Origin of the sequence: Streptomyces sp. P9-A2, from assembly GCF_036634175.1 — a bacterium.
Classification (GTDB): domain Bacteria; phylum Actinomycetota; class Actinomycetes; order Streptomycetales; family Streptomycetaceae; genus Streptomyces; species Streptomyces pratens.
On sequence record NZ_JAZIFX010000001.1, the window covers coordinates 3,649,127 to 3,665,227 of the forward strand.

The following is a 16,101-nucleotide window of genomic DNA, read 5'->3' on the forward strand; positions in this document are numbered from 1 at the left end:
CGTGACGCCGTGCCCCTGCCTGCCCTGCGACTACGCCTTGGCGGCCGGAACCCCGGCGGACTCGGCGGACGCGGCGGACGCGGTCCCCGCCCCGGTCGAGTTCTCCGCGCTCTTCGCACGCGCCACGGTCGGCCCCTCCGGGTGCCGGCGCGGAATGAAGGCCGCTACGACGAACCCGACGAGCGCGGCACCCGAGCCGAGCGCCAGCACCGTGCGGAAGGCGTCCTCGGACGGCACCGCGAACGCACCGAGCCGCGTGGTCATCTGGGCCAGGACGACACCGGCGACGGCGCTGGCGACGGACGTGCCCAGGGACCGCATCAGGGTGTTGAGGCTGTTCGCCGAGCCCGTCTCGGAGGCGGGCACGGCGCCCATGATGAGCGCGGGCATCGCCCCGTAGCAGAAGCCGATACCGGCGCCGATGACACAGGACGCCAGCACGAAGTGCCACACCTCGGCCATGAGGACGACGTTCAGCCCGTAGCCCGCGGAGACGATCAGGGCGCCGATCATCAGCGTCACCTTCGGCCCCTTGGCGCGGGAGACGAGTGCGGAGACCGGGGCCAACGCCATCATCACCAGGCCGGACGGGGCCATGACCAGACCGGCCGTCAGCAGTGACTTGCCCAGGCCGTAGCCGGTCTGCTCCGGCAGCTGGAGCAGCTGCGGGATGACCAGGGACATGGAGAACATCGCGAAGCCGATCGCCACCGAGGCGGCGTTGGTCACCAGTACCTGGGGGCGGGCCGAGACCCGCAGGTCCACCAGCGGCTCGGTGACGCGCAGCTCGTAGAAGCCCCAGGCCGCCAGGATGACGACGGCCGCCGCGAACAGGCCGAGCGTGGTGCCGCTCCCCCAGCCCCAGTCGGCACCCTTGGAGATCGCGAGCAGCAGGCACATCAGGCCGGCCGCCATCCCGATCGCGCCGGGCACGTCGAACCGGCCGCCGGTGCGCACCTTCGACTCCGGTACGAGGGCGAACACCAGGGCCAGCGCGACGACACCGAGGGCGGCCGAGACCCAGAACAGCGCGTGCCAGTCGAAGTTGTCGGCGATGAGCGCGGCGGCGGGCAGGCCTAGGGCGCCGCCGACGCCGAGCGAGGCGCTGATCACCGCGGTCGCCGATCCCAGCCGCTCGGCGGGGAGTTCGTCGCGCAGGATGCTGATGCCGAGCGGGATCACACCGGACGCGAGGCCCTGCAGGGCGCGGCCGACGATCATCGGGGTCAGGCTGTCGCTGAGTCCGGCGACCACGGAGCCGATGATCAGCATGCTCATGCTGAGCAGGAGCATGCGCCGCTTGCCGTACATGTCGCCGAGGCGCCCCATGACCGGTGTCGCGACGGCCGCGGCGAGCAGCGTCGCGGTGATGGCCCAGGCGGTGTCCGACGCCGAGGCGTTCAGGTACGCCGGCAGCTGTCCCACGATCGGGATGACCAGCGTCTGCATCAGCGAGACGACGATGCCGCCGAAGGCCAGTACGGCGACCACGGCGTTGGGTTCGGGCGGCGCGGATTCCCCGGCCGCGGCGGGCCGGGTGGGTGCGTCGGACATCAGGGAGCTCTCCGTCGTGGCTCAGTTCTCATTGACTTGGGCAACTTTATAGAGGTTAATTGAGTTAAGCAAGTTAATGTGGCGGGGTCTTTTACTGGGCCTTGTCGCCACCTAACGGACACCCGAAACGGACAATCGGAGCGAACCCGAGGCAGACCCGGGGCAGGCCCGGAGCAGCCCGGAGGCCGAGGCGGGAGCCGCGCAGAGGGCCGCGCAGGGGCCGGAAACAGGAAGGAGCCCGGCGTGCGTGTCCCGTGGGACACGCACGCCGGGCTCCTCCACCTCCGGAGCTCCCCCGCCTCCGGGACTCGGCTCGGCTCGGCTCAGTTCAGTTCAGTTCAGCGTCTTGAGCGACGCCGCGTCGTACGACGCGATCTCGTCGATGCGTCCGCCGAGGACCTTCGCCGCCCATTGCGGGTCCTGGAGCACCGAGCGGCCCACCGCGACGAGGTCGAACTCGTCGCGCTCCAGCCGGTCGAGGAGATTGTCGAGACTGCGGAGCTCCGCGCCCCGGCCCTGGAACGCCTCCATGAACTCCCCGTTCAGGCCGACCGAACCGACCGTGATGGCGGGCCTGCCGGTCAGTTTCTTCGCCCAGCCGGCCAGGTTCATCTCCGAGCCCTCGAACTCCGGGAGCCAGTAACGGCGGGTGGAGGCGTGGAAGGCGTCGACACCGGCCGCCACGAGCGGGGCGAGGATCGCCTCCAGCTCCCCGGGGGTCTCGGCGAGGCGGGCGTCGTAGGCGTCCTGCTTCCACTGCGAGAAGCGGAAGATGACGGGGAACGCGGGCGAGACCCGCTCGCGGACCGCCGCGACGACGTCCGCGGCGAACTTCGTCCGCGCCACCGGGTCGCCGCCGTAGGCGTCGGTACGGCGGTTGGTGCCCGCCCACAGGAACTGGTCGATGAGGTAACCGTGGGCGCCGTGCAGTTCGACGCCGTCGAAGCCGATGCGCTCGGCGTCCGCGGCGGCCTGCGCGAACGCGCCGACCACGTCGTCGATGTCGGCCCGCGTCATCGCCTTGCCCGTGCCCTCGGTGCCGTCCGTGCGCACGCCGGACGGGCCGATCGCCGGGGCGTCCGGATACGGTGCCTGCCCCTGCTCCCGGACCATGCCGATGTGCCAGAGCTGCGGCACGATCGTGCCGCCCGCCGCGTGCACCGCGTCGGCGACCTTCGCCCAGCCGGCCAGCTGCTCCTCCCCGTGGAACCGCGGCACCCGGTCACTGAGACCGGCCGACTCGTGCCCCACGTACGTGCCCTCGGTGACGATCAGCCCCACACCGGCGGCGGCCCGCCGGGCGTAGTACGACACCACGTCCTCGCCGGGAACGCCGCCCGGGGAGAACATGCGGGTCATCGGCGCCATCGCGATGCGGTTCGGGACGGTCAGGCCGTTGATCACGGTCGGACGGGAGAGCAACGCGGCGGCTCGGGCGGCGGTCTCCGTGGCGGTGACGGTCACGGGCACGTGGGGGCTCCTCGCTGTATATACCAGTCAGTATGTGCACGTGCATTAAATGCACACCTGCACCAACCGGCGACAGCGAAGAGGCATTCCGCCCACCCCTCCCGACCGGGCGTGACCCCGGTCACACCCACCCGCGGACCGGCCCGCCCGTCATCCGACCGAACCCCGGAGCCCCCGAGGCTCGAACCCCGACACCCGAGCCCTCTTTTCAAGGAATGGGTGGAGGGTCCCACCCCGCCCTCCCGCCCCGCATGTTGAAAAAGCCCGAGGGCGGCACCCCCTGTCTGAACAGGAAGTGCCGCCCTCGGTACCGACGGACCGGGTCCGAACCTGAGGTGAGTCAGGCTCAGAAGTCCATGTCACCGCCCGGCATGCCGCCCGGAGCGGCCGCGCCGGCCTTCTCCGGCTTGTCGGCGATGACGGCCTCGGTGGTCAGGAACAGCGCGGCGATCGACGCGGCGTTCTGCAGCGCGGAACGCGTCACCTTGGCCGGGTCGATGATGCCTTCCTTGACCAGGTCGACGTACTCGCCGGTCGCGGCGTTCAGGCCGTGGCCCGGGGTCAGGTTGCGCACCTTCTCCACCACGACACCGCCCTCGAGGCCGGCGTTCACGGCGATCTGCTTCAGCGGGGCCTCGAGCGCGAGCTTCACGGCGTTGGCGCCGGTCGCCTCGTCACCCTCGAGCTCCAGCTTCTCGAACACCGAGGAGGCCTGGAGCAGGGCCACGCCGCCACCGGCGACGATGCCCTCCTCGACGGCCGCCTTCGCGTTGCGAACGGCGTCCTCGATGCGGTGCTTGCGCTCCTTGAGCTCCACCTCGGTGGCGGCACCGGCCTTGATGACCGCGACACCGCCGGCGAGCTTCGCCAGGCGCTCCTGCAGCTTCTCGCGGTCGTAGTCCGAGTCGCTGTTCTCGATCTCGGCGCGGATCTGGTTCACGCGGCCCTGGACCTGGTCGGTCGAGCCGGCACCGTCGACGATGGTGGTCTCGTCCTTGGTGATGACGACCTTGCGGGCACGGCCCAGAAGGTCGACCGTGGCGTTCTCCAGCTTGAGGCCGACCTCCTCGGAGATGACCTCACCGCCCGTGAGGATGGCGATGTCGCCGAGCATGGCCTTACGGCGGTCGCCGAAGCCCGGGGCCTTGACCGCGACGGACTTGAAGGTGCCGCGGATCTTGTTGACGACCAGGGTCGACAGGGCCTCGCCCTCGACGTCCTCGGCGATGATCAGCAGCGGCTTGCCCGACTGCATGACCTTCTCCAGGAGCGGCAGCAGGTCCTTGACGCTGCCGATCTTGGAGTTGGCGATCAGGATGTACGGGTCGTCGAGCGACGCCTCCATACGCTCCATGTCGGTGGCGAAGTACGCCGAGATGTAGCCCTTGTCGAAGCGCATACCCTCGGTGAGTTCCAGCTCCAGACCGAAGGTCTGGGACTCCTCGACGGTGATGACGCCTTCCTTGCCGACCTTGTCCATGGCCTCGGCGATGAGCTCGCCGATCTGGGTGTCGGCGGCGGAGATGGAGGCCGTGGAGGCGATCTGCTCCTTGGTCTCGACGTCCTTCGCCTGCTCCAGCAGGGCACCGGAGACGGCCTCGACGGCCTTCTCGATACCGCGCTTGAGGGCCATCGGGTTGGCGCCGGCGGCTACGTTGCGCAGGCCCTCCTTGACCAGGGCCTGGGCGAGAACGGTCGCGGTGGTCGTACCGTCACCGGCGACGTCGTCCGTCTTCTTGGCGACTTCCTTGACCAGCTCGGCGCCGATCTTCTCGTACGGGTCCTCGAGCTCGATCTCCTTGGCGATGGACACACCATCGTTGGTGATCGTGGGAGCGCCCCACTTCTTCTCGAGGACGACGTTGCGGCCCTTGGGGCCGAGCGTCACCTTGACGGCGTCCGCGAGCTGGTTCATGCCGCGCTCGAGGCCGCGCCGTGCCTCCTCGTCGAACGCGATGATCTTGGCCATGTGAAGTGGTCCCTCCAGGACTGGGGGTGATGACTCCAGGACCGCGCCCGCGCCCGCGACGGACGGCTCACAGACCCGGTGGTTCCTTGCTCCACCGGTCCTGCGGGCCTCACCGACCCGGTCCTTACGTTGTCACTCTCACCTTCAGAGTGCTAACGCAATGATTAGCACTCGACCCATGCGAGTGCAAGCGCCTTCGAGGATCGGCGGGCGACTCAGCCACCCGCGAACACCCCGGCCAAGACGGACGGCGCGACGAATCAGGGCAGGAGACAGGGACGGAGGCAAGGGCTGAGCAGGGACGGAAGCAGAGGCGGGGGAAGAGGCGGCGTCGGAAGCGGAGGGGCGGGCACGTCCTGACCTCCGGCCGACCTCCGGGCCGAGCCACGGGGCGGGGCGCGGGCCGAGCCACGGGGCGGGGCGGGGCGAGCCGCGGGGCCCGGGGCCGGCCCCGGGCAAGGCGAAGGGCTCGCGCCCCCGGGGCGAACCCCGGAGACACGAGCCCTTCACTGGCAGGAAAATTCTTGTGGTTGCCGGTAACGCGTTCAGGCGGTGACGCGAACCATGTCGGCCTGTGGGCCCTTCTGGCCCTGCGAGATCTCGAATTCGACCCGCTGACCCTCTTCAAGGGTGCGGTAGCCGTCCATCTGGATCGCGCTGTAGTGGACGAAAACATCCGCACCACCGTCGACCGCGATGAAGCCGTATCCCTTCTCCGCGTTGAACCACTTGACGGTGCCCTGAGCCATGCCTAACTCCCCTATTACTGGCCCTTGCACAGATCCGCACTTCGCGGATCCGGGTCAGACCTCACTCCCCAAACGGTTGGGGGCGTGCGCCGGAACGCGTCGACCGCGGCTGAATGTATCTGCCCAACTGCCCTCTGCAACAGGTCAATCGGACGAGAAATCTCGACGACGCCGGTCCGGAATATGACGGCAGTTCGTCCGATTCCAGGGCAAGCCAGACCGGACAAACACCACAAAAGCCGCAGAAGGGGCCCAGACTTTGGCTATATCCAGTCGGGCGGGCGGCAGGAATTAATGGTTCCCGATGGGGAAATCGAGGCCGTGTTCCCCGACTCTATCGTGTTCAATCCAACGGAATGGCCCCCTCCGCTTCTCTCGCGGAGGGGGCCATTCGATGAACGCTCAGTAATTCCGATTACCGATGGTAATGATCAGCCGCCGGCGACGGCCGGGATGATCGACACGCCCGCACCGTCCGGGGTCGCGGTCTGCAGGCCCTGCTCGAAGCGGACGTCGTCGTCGTTGACGTAGACGTTGACGAAGCGGCGCAGCTTGCCCTGGTCGTCGAGGACCCGGGCGGCGATCCCGGCGTGGCTCTTCTCCAGGTCGGCGATGACGTCGGCGAGAGTGGCGCCCTCGGCGCCGACCTCGGCCCTGCCACCGGTGTAGGTGCGCAGGATGGTGGGGATGCGAACGGTCACGCTCATGCGTCTTGACCTCCGGTCACGATGAGATTACTTTGCGTGTCGACCGCCGGGTCGGCGGTTCCGGCCTGTGGAGCAGATGCAAGACCTCGGCCCGGGATGCCCCGGGGCAGTCGGCCGTGCAGCGGGAAACCCGGTGGGCGACCGCCGTCCTCCTCCTCGGGGCTCCGAGGAGGAGGACAAGCGAGGTCGGGCGAGGTCAGGCGAGGTCAGGCGAGGCCGGCCTCTCGGAACGACTCCAGGTTCGGGCGGATGGTCGCGGTCAGGCCGGTGTCGGCCACCGCGTCCAGCGTCTTGAGGCCGTCGCCGGTGTTGAGCACGACGGTGGTCAGGGCCGGGTCCAGGTCGCCGTTCTCGATCAGCTTCTTCGTGACGCCGACGGTCACGCCGCCCGCGGTCTCGGCGAAGATGCCCTCGGTCCGGGCGAGCAGCCTGATGGCCTCGACGATCTGCTCGTCCGTCACGTCCTCCACCGCGCCGCCGGTACGGCGCGCGATGTCCAGGACGTACGGGCCGTCGGCGGGGTTGCCGATGGCGAGCGACTTGGCGATGGTCTTCGGCTTCTGCGGCCGGACGACGTCGTGGCCCGCCTTGTACGCGGTCGACACCGGCGAACAGCCCTCCGCCTGGGCACCGAAGATCTTGTACGGCCTGTCCTCGACGAGGCCGAGCTCGATCAGCTCCCGCAGCCCCTTGTCGATCTTCGTGAGCTGCGAGCCGGAGGCGATGGGGACGACGAGCTGGTCGGGCAGCCGCCAGCCGAGCTGCTCGCAGATCTCGTACGCGAGGGTCTTGGAGCCCTCGGCGTAGTACGGCCGCAGGTTGACGTTGACGAAGCCCCAGCCCTCGCCGGCCGGGTCGCCGATCAGCTCGGAGCAGAAACGGTTCACGTCGTCGTAGTTGCCCTCGATGCCGATGAGCTCCCCGCCGTAGACGGCGGCCATGACGACCTTGCCCTGCTCCAGGTCGTGCGGGATGAACACGCAGGAGCGCAGTCCGGCGCGGGCGGCGGCGGCGCCGACGGCACCGGCGAGGTTGCCCGTGGAGGAGCAGGAGAGGGTGGTGAAGCCGAAGGCGCGGGCGGCCTCGAGGGCCTGGGCGACGACCCGGTCCTTGAAGGAGTGCGTCGGGTTGCCGGAGTCGTCCTTGACGTACAGGCCGCCGGTGACGCCGAGTTCGCGGGCGAGGTTGTCGGCCTGGACGAGCTTGGTCCAGCCGGGGTTGATGTTCGGCTTGGTCGCCACGTCGGCGGGGACGGGCAGCAGGGGCGCGTAGCGCCAGATGTTCGCGGGGCCCGCTTCGATGCGCCGGCGCAGTTCCTCGGTGTCGTGTCCCGAGAAGTCGTAGGCGATCTCCAGCGGGCCGAAACACTCCTGGCAGGCGAAGACGGGACCGAGCGGTACGCGGTGGCCGCACTCGCGGCAGGACAGCGCGGCGGCGGGGCCGAGATCGACCGAGGGCGCGGCGGATTCCGTGGTGCTTTCAACAGTCTGCACAGCCATGTGAGGCGAGGCCCTTTCTCCTCATCTTCCCCACGACGCATCTCGTCGTGAGACGGATTTGGCACCTTCCCTAGCCGGGAGCCTCGCGAGGACGATCAGTGACGCGATCCACTGCGACGCGCGGTGAACGCCGCGATGCGCGGTGGTCGTCACGGTGCACGGTGATCGTCACGGTGCGCTGTGATCGTCGATCGACGGTGATCTACGAGAACCGGCTGGAGGGTTGCCGGGGCTTCATCGGGCCGTTTCCCTCTGCCCCTCTGGATGAGCTGTATGCAGTTGTGTCGTGCGGTTGTGGGTCGTGCGGTCGTACGGCGCGGACGAGTACCCGAGAGGGTCGCGACCCCCGATGTTCGGGGTTCATCCGCGTTGTTCAAGACTGTAACCGAAGGCCAGGAACGTGCAGAGAGCACGTCCGAACCGCGAGACGGATCGCGAGGGCATGGAACACCGGAGCACGGGCCGCCCGGACGGGAGCCGCAGGAGTATGGACCAGAGGGGTTATGGACCGCAGAGGTGAGGAGCAGCCGACCGTGCTGGAAGAAGTCGAGCGCTGGCTGGCCGACCGCTCCTGGTCCGTGACCGACCGCCCGGTGCACCGCCTCCTGGCCGCGAAACGCGCCACGGGACAGACGGTGAGCGTGGTGCTGCCCGCGCTCAACGAGGAGGCCACCGTCGGCGGGATCGTCACGGCGATCCGGCACGAGCTGATGCTGCGGGTCCCGCTGGTCGACGAGATCGTGGTCGTGGACTCCGGCTCGACCGACCGCACGTCGCGGGCGGCCGCCGCGGCGGGCGCGACCGTGGTGCACCGGGACGCGATCCTGCCCCGCATCCCCGCCGTGCCCGGCAAGGGCGAGGTGCTGTGGCGCTCCCTGCTGGTCACCCGGGGGGACATCGTCTGCTTCGTCGACGCGGACCTCAGGGAGTTCTCCGCCGACTTCGTCTCCGGCATCGTCGGCCCCCTGCTCACCGAACCGGACGTGCAGCTGGTGAAGGCCATGTACGACCGGCCCCTGGGCTCCGCGGCCGGCCAGGGGGGCAGGGTCACGGAGCTGATGGCGCGCCCGCTGCTCAACCTGCACTGGCCGCGGCTGGCCGGCTTCGTGCAGCCGCTCGGCGGCGAGTACGCGGCCCGCCGCTCGCTCCTGGAACGGCTGCCCTTCCCCGTCGGCTACGGCGTCGAGCTGGGCATGCTGGTCGACGCCCTGCACCTGGTGGGCCTGGACGCCCTCGCCCAGGTCGACGTCGGTGTCCGCAGACACCGCCACCAGGACGGCCAGGCCCTCGGCCGGATGGCCGCCGCGATCTACCGCACCGCCCACCTCCGCCTGGCCCGCGGCCACCTCGTCCGCCCCGCGCTCACCCAGTTCGAACGCACCGGCGCCGGCTTCGAGCCCCGCACCCACCCGGTGGACACGGAGGAACGGCCCCCGATGGCGGACATAGCCGAGTACCGGTCCCGCCGGGTGGCCTGACCACGACGGGCCCGCGCACCCTGCCGCAGTCCTTGCCTCAGCCCTTGCCGCAGCCCTTGACCCGGCATTCCGGGCGGGTCCGGTCGTATACGGCCGGTCCGCCGGTCCACATACGGCTGATCCGCACGTTTGAGCGTTTCGGAGGCGGGCTAGGTTCAGGCGTATGGCTTCCATGCAGGCTGGTCAGGGTGCTCAGGTGCTGGTCGCGTCGAACCGCGGCCCCGTTTCGTACACGGTGGACGAGGACGGTTCGCTGCGGGCCAGACGGGGCGGCGGCGGACTGGTGTCCGGGCTGTCGGCAATCGGGTCGGACGCGGACTCGCTGTGGGTGTGCTCGGCACTGTCCGACGGCGACCGCGAAGCCGTGCGGCGCGGGGTCGGCGAGGACGGCGTGCGGATGCTGGACATCCCCGCGGACGTGCACGCCGACGCGTACAACGGCATCGCGAACTCGGTGCTGTGGTTCGTGCACCACATGCTGTACCAGACACCGCTGGAGCCCGTCTTCGACGCGGAGTTCCGCCGGCAGTGGGCGTCCTACGAGTCCTACAACCGGGCGTTCGCCGAGGCGCTGGCCGAGGAGGCGGCCCAGGGGGCCGCGGTCGTGGTGCAGGACTACCACCTGACACTGGTCCCGGGGCTGCTCCGGGAACTCCGCCCCGACCTGCGCATCGGTCACTTCTCGCACACGCCGTGGGCCCCGCCGGAGTACTTCCGGATGCTGCCCGACGACATCGCCTGGCAGGTGCTGCGCGGCATGCTGGGCGCGGACCGGCTCGGCTTCCTGACCCGGCGCTGGGCGGACGCGTTCACCGCGTGCTGCGAGCGGTTCGCGGACGGGCTCGGACGGACCGCGATCGGGGTGCACGGGCTGGGCGCCGACGCGGACTTCCTGCGCGGCCGCGCGCACGAGACGGACGTCGAGGAACGGATCGTCGCGCTCCGCGAGGAGATCGGCACGGCCCCCGACGGGACTCCGCGCAAGACCGTCGTCCGGGTCGACCGGACCGAGTTGTCGAAGAACATCGTGCGCGGCCTGCTCGCCTACCGGCAGCTCCTCGACGACCGCCCCGAGTGGCGCGAACGCGTCGTGCACGTCGCCTTCGCCTATCCCTCCCGGCAGGATCTCGCCGTGTACCGCGACTACACGGCCGAGGTGCAACGGGTCGCCGAGGAGATCAACGAGCGGTACGGGACCCCGGGCTGGCGGCCCGTCGTCCTGCACGTCGAGGACGACTTCGCGCGCTCCCTGGCCGCGTACCGGCTGGCCGACGTGGCCCTGGTCAACCCCATCCGGGACGGGATGAACCTGGTCGCCAAGGAGATCCCGATCCTGTCCGACGGGGGCTGCGCGCTGGTGCTGTCCCGGGAGGCGGGCGCGTACGAGGAACTGGGCGAGGACGCCATCGCCGTCAACCCGTACGACGTGGTCGAAACGGCGCGGGCCCTGCACGAAGGACTCACGATGCGCCCGGCGGAGCGGACCGAGCGCGCCAAGCGCCTGACCGAGGCGGCGACCGCGCTGCCGCCGCAGCAGTGGTTCCTGGACCAGCTGAACGCACTGCGGGACGGAATCCGGTGACCTGAGCCGGAGATTCCTGGGCGGGTCCTGCCGGCTGCCCGACGCGCCGTCGGCGGCCGGGAGAAGCCGCGGCCGGCGGCGTTCGTGGATGCCGCCGGATGCCGCCGGATCCCGTCGGATCCCGTCGGATGAAGGGCGGCCGACGATCTGCCGGAGAACGTCCGACCCGGGTCACTGGAACCGGCCGCCCACTCACCACTCGCCCGTCCGTCCGCCCGCCCGCTCGTTCTCCCGGCCTGCCCGCCGTCCCTGGATGGCCGGTCACGGATGCGTGCGGACGGGTGTGCGTGGATAGGTTGGCGGTATGGGCAGCTCTACGGATTCCACGGACCCGCACGCCACGCACCCCGACGCCTCCGGCACCGACGCCACTGATGCCGGCGCCTCCGCCACCCTGCCGGTGCCCGCCACGCGGGCCGGGCGGGACGGGCTCGACGCGCTGCTCACACGGCCGGGGAAGGCGCTGATCGCCCTCGACTTCGACGGGACGCTCTCACCGATCGTGCCCGACCCCGAGCAGGCGCGCGCCCATCCCGGCGCGGTGCGCGCACTCGCCGCGCTCGCCCCGCGGGTGGCCTCCGTGGCGGTGGTCACCGGCCGGCCTCCCGAGGTCGCGGTGCGGCACGGCGGCTTCGCGGACGTCCCCGGCCTGGAGCACCTGGTCGTCCTCGGCCACTACGGCACCGAGCGCTGGGACGCCGCCACCGGTGACATCACCGCGCCCGCCCCGCACCCCGGGGTCGCCGCCGTCCGCGCGGAACTGCCGGGGCTGCTCGACCGGCTCGGTGCGCCGGAGGGCACCTGGACCGAGGAGAAGGGCCGCGCGGTGGCCGTCCACACCCGCAGGGCCGCCGACCCCCAGGCCGCCCTCGAGGCGCTGCGCGAACCGCTGACCGGCCTGGCACACCGGCACGGGCTGGTCGTCGAGCCCGGCCGCATGGTCCTGGAACTGCGTCCGCCCGGGATGGACAAGGGCGTCGCCCTGGCGGAGTACGCCCGCGAGATCGGCGCCGGGTCCGTCCTCTACGCGGGAGACGACCTGGGTGACCTCCCCGCCTACGCCGCCGTCGACGCACTCCGCTCGGACGGTGTTCCCGGTGTGCTGGTGTGCAGCGGCAGCGACGAGGTCACGGAGCTGCGGGAACGCGCGGACGTGGTGGTCGACGGCCCCGAGGGTGTCGTCCACCTGCTCGGGGCACTGGCACGGGCCCTGGCTCCGCGAACGGACTGAACGGCCGTCAGCCCCGCCGCACGGAACGCTGAACGCTGAACGCGAGCCGTGTTCAGCGTTCCGTGCGGCGGGACTCCCGGACGCGGCGGAGCCGGTTCACGGTGACCGGGTCGTGGGCCAGGGCGCGGGGGTCGTCGAGCAGGGCGTTGAGGAGCTGGTAGTAGCGCACCGGGGCCAGGCCCAGCTCCTCGCGGATCGCCCGCTCCTTCGCGCCGGGGCCGAGGAAGCCGCGGCGCTCCAGCGCGAGGATGTCCCGCTCGCGCCGCGCCGGCCACTCCTGGCCCTGTTCCCGCTCCCGCCCCTGTTCCCGCTCCTCGTCCGTGCCCGGGTCCTGGTCCGTGCCTGGGCCCTCGTCCATGCCTGGGTCGTGGTCCATACCCCGCACGGTAGCCCCCACCGCCGACAGCCGGCCCACGGGCGGCGGGCGGCGCCCTACTGCGCGCTCTCCGCGCGTGTGGCGGTCGCCTGGAGCCGGCCCAGCACGTCCTCGGGGCTGCGCCGCTGCACTGCTTCCTGCCCCAACTCCGGTGCTCCGCGCCATCCGCTCCGAAAAGTTTCCGATAATCGGATTAAGGTCTACACCACGTAAGTGGACTAGACCTCTTATGGGTCCCGGGGTCACACTGTCCCCCGTGGAACACGTCATCGCCCTCGATGTGGGCGGCACCGGAATGAAGGCCGCCCTGGTCGGAGCGGACGGCACGCTGCTGCACCGGGCCCGCCGGGCCACCGCGCGCGAGCGCGGCCCGGACGCGGTGGTCGCCGGAATCCTGGACTTCGCCGCCAATCTCCTGGCCCACGGCGCCGAACACCTCGGCGGGCCCGCGTCCGCCGCCGGCCTCGCCGTCCCCGGCATCGTCGACGAGACGCGGGGCGTCGCCGTCTACTCCGCCAACCTCGGCTGGCGCGACCTCCCGCTGCGCGCGCTGCTCGCACAGCGGCTCGGCGGCATCCCGGTCGCCCTCGGCCACGACGTCCGCACCGGCGGGCTCGCCGAGGGCCGCATCGGGGCGGGCCGGGGCACCGACCGGTTCCTGTTCGTGGCGCTGGGCACCGGCATCGCGGGCGCCATCGGCATCGACGGCCGGGTGGAGGCGGGCGCGCACGGCTTCGCGGGCGAGATCGGCCACATCGTCGTACGGCCCGGGGGCCTCCCCTGTCCGTGCGGTCAGCGCGGCTGCCTGGAGCGGTACGCGTCCGCGGCGGCGGTCGGCGAAGCGTGGGCGGCGGTCTGCGGCGAGGAGGGCGCGGACGCGGCCCACTGCGCCGGGGCCGTGGCCTCGGGCGACGTACGGGCCCGGGAGGTCTGGCAGGAGGCGGTCGAGGCGCTCGCCGACGGGCTGGTCACCGCGCTCACCCTGCTGGACCCCCGCACCCTGATCATCGGTGGCGGGCTGGCCGAGGCCGCGGAAACCTTGTTCACACCGCTGCGTGAGGCCGTCCGGCAGCGGATCACCTTCCAGAAACCGCCGTCCCTGGTCCCCGCGGCCCTCGGGGACAGCGCCGGATGCCTGGGCGCGGGACTCCTCGCCCGGGATCTCCTCACCACCACTGACCCCTCGGAGGTAACCACCTGATGGCCCCCACCAAGGTTCTCACCGGTGCCCGGGTGGTCCTGCCCACCGGGACCGTGGACAACGGCCGTGTGACCGTGGAGGGCACCCGGATCGTCGCCACGGCCCCCGCGAACGCCACCCCCGAGGCCCCCGCGATCGCCTCCCCCGGCGCTCCCGGGAACGCCGTCGAGACGCTCGACCTGACCGGGCACTGGCTGGTGCCCGGCTTCGTCGACCTCCACAACCACGGCGGCGGCGGCGCGTCCTTCCCCTCCGGGACCGTCGACGAGGTCCTCAAGGGCATCCACACCCACCGCCTGCACGGCACCACCACCCTGGTCGCCTCGACCGTCACCGGCGACATGGACGTCCTCGTCCGGCGCGCGGGCCTGCTGGCGGAACTGGCCGAGCAGGGCGACATCGCCGGCATCCACTTCGAGGGCCCGTTCATCTCGCCGTGCCGCAAGGGCGCGCACTCCGAGGAACTGCTGCGCGACCCCGACCCGGCGGAGGTCCGCAAACTGATCGACGCCGCCCACGGCCGGGCGAAGATGGTCACCCTCGCCACCGAACTGCCCGGCGGCCTCGACTCCGTACGCCTGCTCGCCGAACACGGCGTGATCGCGGCCGTCGGCCACACCGACGCGACGTACGAGCAGACCGTGGCGGCCATCGACGCGGGCGCCACGGTCGCCACCCACCTGTTCAACGCGATGCCGGCGCTCGGCCACCGCGCCCCCGGCCCGATCACCGCCCTGCTGGAGGACGAGCGGGTCACGGTCGAGCTGATCAACGACGGCACCCATCTACACCCGGCCGCCCTCCAGTTGGCGTTCCACCACGCGGGCCCCGGACGGGTGGCGTTCGTCACGGACGCGATGGACGCGGCCGGCTTCGGCGACGGCCGCTACCTGCTCGGCCCGCTGGAGGTCGAGGTCGCCGACGGCGTGGCCCGGCTGGTGGAGGGCGGCTCCATCGCGGGATCGACGCTCACCCTGGACCGTGCCCTCAAGCGGGCGGTGACCGTCGACGGGCTGCCCGTCGAGCACGCGGTCGCGGCCCTGTCCACCAACCCGGCCCGGCTGCTGGGCATGGACGACAGGATCGGCTCCCTGGAACCCGGGAAGGACGCCGACCTGGTGGTCCTCGACGCGGACTTCACCCTCAAGGGCGTGATGCGCCGGGGTGAATGGGTGGTAGCTCCCCAACTGGGCTGATCCGTCCCCCCCCTTCTCTCCCCGGTCGGGCCCCGGCCGGGCCCGGCCGGGGGAGCGGGGCCCGACCGGGGGGTGGGCCGACGGCCGTCTCTTTGGCATGATCAGGGGCCGGAATGACGGAGGGAGGCCGGCCCGGTGATCCTCACCGTCACACTGAACACCGCTCTCGACATCACCCATCGCGTGCCCGCCCTGCGTCCGGGCGCCTCCCACCGGGTCACCGAGGTGACCGAACGCCCCGGCGGCAAGGGCGTCAACGTGGCCAGGGTGCTCGCCGCCCTGGGCCACGAGGTGACGGTCACCGGCTTCACCGGCGGCACCACCGGACGGCTCCTGCGTGAGGGGCTCACCGCGATACCGGGCCTGACGGACGCGCTGCTCCCGGTGTCCGGCACGACCCGGCGCACCCTGGCCGTGGTCGACGAACGCTCCGGCACCACCACTCAGCTCAACGAGCCCGGCCCGGTCGTATCCCACGCCGAGTGGCACGCCTTCCAGGAGGTCTACGAGGATCTGCTGGACGGCGTCTCGGCGGTGGCCCTGTGCGGCAGCCTGCCCCCGGGCGTCCCGGTCGGCGCCTACGCCGGGCTGGTCCGCACCGCCCGCGCCGCCAAGGTCCCCGTCCTCCTCGACACCAGCGGGTCACCACTGCGCCGCGGCATCGCCGGACGCCCCGACATCCTCAAGCCGAACGCCGAGGAACTGGCTGAACTCACCGGCTCCCACGAGCCGTTGACCGCCACCCAGGACGCCCGCCGACGCGGCGCCGGCGCGGTGGTCGCTTCCCTGGGCCCGGACGGGCTGCTCGCGGTGACCCCTCAGGGCCACTGGCGCGCCGCGCCGCCGGCCCGTCTGCGCGGCAACCCCACCGGCGCCGGCGACTCCCTGGTCGCGGGCCTGCTCTCGGGCCTGGTGGAACACCTGCCGTGGCCGGAACGCCTCGCCCGGGCGGCGGCCCTGTCGGCGGCGACCGTACTGGCCCCGACAGCGGGCGAGTTCGACCGCGAGACCTACGAGAACCTGTTGCGGCGCACCGTGGTCACGAGCGAGGCCGAGGCGGCGTAGGGCCTGTCCCGGCGGCCGACGCCG

13 protein-coding genes and 1 riboswitch are annotated in these 16,101 nt (G+C 71.5%); of the genes, 6 read left to right on the plus strand and 7 right to left on the minus strand.

Annotated elements, in window-relative coordinates:
* Nucleotides 1-30: 30 nt before the first annotated feature.
* The 6 genes from V4Y04_RS16455 to thrC form a co-directional block, all read right to left on the minus strand.
* Entirely contained in the window at nt 31-1,554 is a 1,524-nt protein-coding gene (locus tag V4Y04_RS16455) for an MFS transporter (RefSeq protein WP_332428791.1), read from the minus strand.
* A 333-nt stretch (nt 1,555-1,887) separates the two neighbouring features.
* Nucleotides 1,888-3,018, minus strand: coding sequence for an NADH:flavin oxidoreductase (locus V4Y04_RS16460; RefSeq protein ID WP_332432872.1), 1,131 nt, complete (start codon nt 3,016-3,018; stop codon nt 1,888-1,890).
* A gap of 352 nt (nt 3,019-3,370) precedes the next feature.
* Complete coding sequence (gene groL, locus V4Y04_RS16465) at nt 3,371-4,993, minus strand: chaperonin GroEL (RefSeq protein ID WP_332428792.1); 1,623 nt, start codon at nt 4,991-4,993, stop codon at nt 3,371-3,373.
* Nucleotides 4,994-5,538: 545 nt separating this feature from the next.
* On the minus strand, nt 5,539-5,742 hold the full coding sequence (locus V4Y04_RS16470; protein ID WP_004986573.1) for a cold-shock protein: 204 nt from the start codon (nt 5,740-5,742) through the stop codon (nt 5,539-5,541).
* Nucleotides 5,743-6,173: 431 nt separating this feature from the next.
* Nucleotides 6,174-6,449: a MoaD/ThiS family protein gene (locus V4Y04_RS16475; protein ID WP_332428805.1), complete on the minus strand. Its 276-nt coding sequence runs from the start codon at nt 6,447-6,449 to the stop codon at nt 6,174-6,176.
* Between the two features lie 206 nt (nt 6,450-6,655).
* Nucleotides 6,656-7,948: a threonine synthase gene (gene thrC / locus V4Y04_RS16480; protein WP_332428807.1), complete on the minus strand. Its 1,293-nt coding sequence runs from the start codon at nt 7,946-7,948 to the stop codon at nt 6,656-6,658.
* 18 nt (nt 7,949-7,966) lie between these two features.
* Nucleotides 7,967-8,219: riboswitch (SAM riboswitch) on the minus strand.
* Between the two features lie 262 nt (nt 8,220-8,481).
* Here thrC and V4Y04_RS16485 point away from each other — a divergent pair.
* The 3 genes from V4Y04_RS16485 to otsB all read left to right on the plus strand — a co-directional run bounded on the left by V4Y04_RS16485 (nt 8,482) and on the right by otsB (nt 12,239).
* A complete protein-coding gene (locus V4Y04_RS16485) occupies nt 8,482-9,426 on the plus strand; it encodes a glucosyl-3-phosphoglycerate synthase (RefSeq protein WP_332432873.1) in 945 nt (314 codons plus the stop codon).
* Between the two features lie 172 nt (nt 9,427-9,598).
* Nucleotides 9,599-11,008 (plus strand): alpha,alpha-trehalose-phosphate synthase (UDP-forming), encoded by a 1,410-nt coding sequence (locus V4Y04_RS16490; RefSeq protein ID WP_443080180.1) that lies wholly within the window; start codon nt 9,599-9,601, stop codon nt 11,006-11,008.
* Between the two features lie 304 nt (nt 11,009-11,312).
* Entirely contained in the window at nt 11,313-12,239 is a 927-nt protein-coding gene (gene otsB / locus V4Y04_RS16495; protein WP_332428809.1) for a trehalose-phosphatase, read from the plus strand.
* A gap of 52 nt (nt 12,240-12,291) precedes the next feature.
* Here otsB and V4Y04_RS16500 read toward each other — a convergent pair whose 3' ends face one another.
* Nucleotides 12,292-12,597, minus strand: a complete 306-nt coding sequence (locus V4Y04_RS16500; protein ID WP_332432874.1) for a DUF3263 domain-containing protein — start codon at nt 12,595-12,597, stop codon at nt 12,292-12,294.
* A 247-nt stretch (nt 12,598-12,844) separates the two neighbouring features.
* Between V4Y04_RS16500 and V4Y04_RS16505 the strand changes: the two genes are divergently transcribed.
* The 3 genes from V4Y04_RS16505 to V4Y04_RS16515 all read left to right on the plus strand — a co-directional run bounded on the left by V4Y04_RS16505 (nt 12,845) and on the right by V4Y04_RS16515 (nt 16,077).
* Entirely contained in the window at nt 12,845-13,816 is a 972-nt protein-coding gene (locus V4Y04_RS16505; protein WP_332428810.1) for an ROK family protein, read from the plus strand.
* On the plus strand, nt 13,816-15,012 hold the full coding sequence (gene nagA / locus V4Y04_RS16510) for an N-acetylglucosamine-6-phosphate deacetylase (protein WP_332428811.1): 1,197 nt from the start codon (nt 13,816-13,818) through the stop codon (nt 15,010-15,012). The genes V4Y04_RS16505 and nagA overlap by 1 nt, the downstream gene beginning before the upstream one ends.
* A gap of 135 nt (nt 15,013-15,147) precedes the next feature.
* Nucleotides 15,148-16,077, plus strand: a complete 930-nt coding sequence (locus V4Y04_RS16515; protein ID WP_332428813.1) for a 1-phosphofructokinase family hexose kinase — start codon at nt 15,148-15,150, stop codon at nt 16,075-16,077.
* The last annotated feature ends 24 nt before the right edge of the window (nt 16,078-16,101 follow it).

What these genes read in the sequence shown, in the direction of transcription:
- V4Y04_RS16455 (WP_332428791.1), bottom strand. Translation starts at nt 1,554, where the DNA reads ATGTCCGACGCACCCACCCGGCCCGCCGCGGCCGGGGAATCCGCGCCG.
- groL (WP_332428792.1), bottom strand. Translation starts at nt 4,993, where the DNA reads ATGGCCAAGATCATCGCGTTCGACGAGGAGGCACGGCGCGGCCTCGAG.
- V4Y04_RS16470 (WP_004986573.1), bottom strand. Translation starts at nt 5,742, where the DNA reads ATGGCTCAGGGCACCGTCAAGTGGTTCAACGCGGAGAAGGGATACGGC.
- V4Y04_RS16475 (WP_332428805.1), bottom strand. Translation starts at nt 6,449, where the DNA reads ATGAGCGTGACCGTTCGCATCCCCACCATCCTGCGCACCTACACCGGT.
- thrC (WP_332428807.1), bottom strand. Translation starts at nt 7,948, where the DNA reads ATGGCTGTGCAGACTGTTGAAAGCACCACGGAATCCGCCGCGCCCTCG.
- V4Y04_RS16490 (WP_443080180.1), top strand. Translation starts at nt 9,599, where the DNA reads ATGCAGGCTGGTCAGGGTGCTCAGGTGCTGGTCGCGTCGAACCGCGGC.
- otsB (WP_332428809.1), top strand. Translation starts at nt 11,313, where the DNA reads ATGGGCAGCTCTACGGATTCCACGGACCCGCACGCCACGCACCCCGAC.
- V4Y04_RS16500 (WP_332432874.1), bottom strand. Translation starts at nt 12,597, where the DNA reads ATGGACGAGGGCCCAGGCACGGACCAGGACCCGGGCACGGACGAGGAG.
- V4Y04_RS16505 (WP_332428810.1), top strand. Translation starts at nt 12,845, where the DNA reads ATGGGTCCCGGGGTCACACTGTCCCCCGTGGAACACGTCATCGCCCTC.
- nagA (WP_332428811.1), top strand. Translation starts at nt 13,816, where the DNA reads ATGGCCCCCACCAAGGTTCTCACCGGTGCCCGGGTGGTCCTGCCCACC.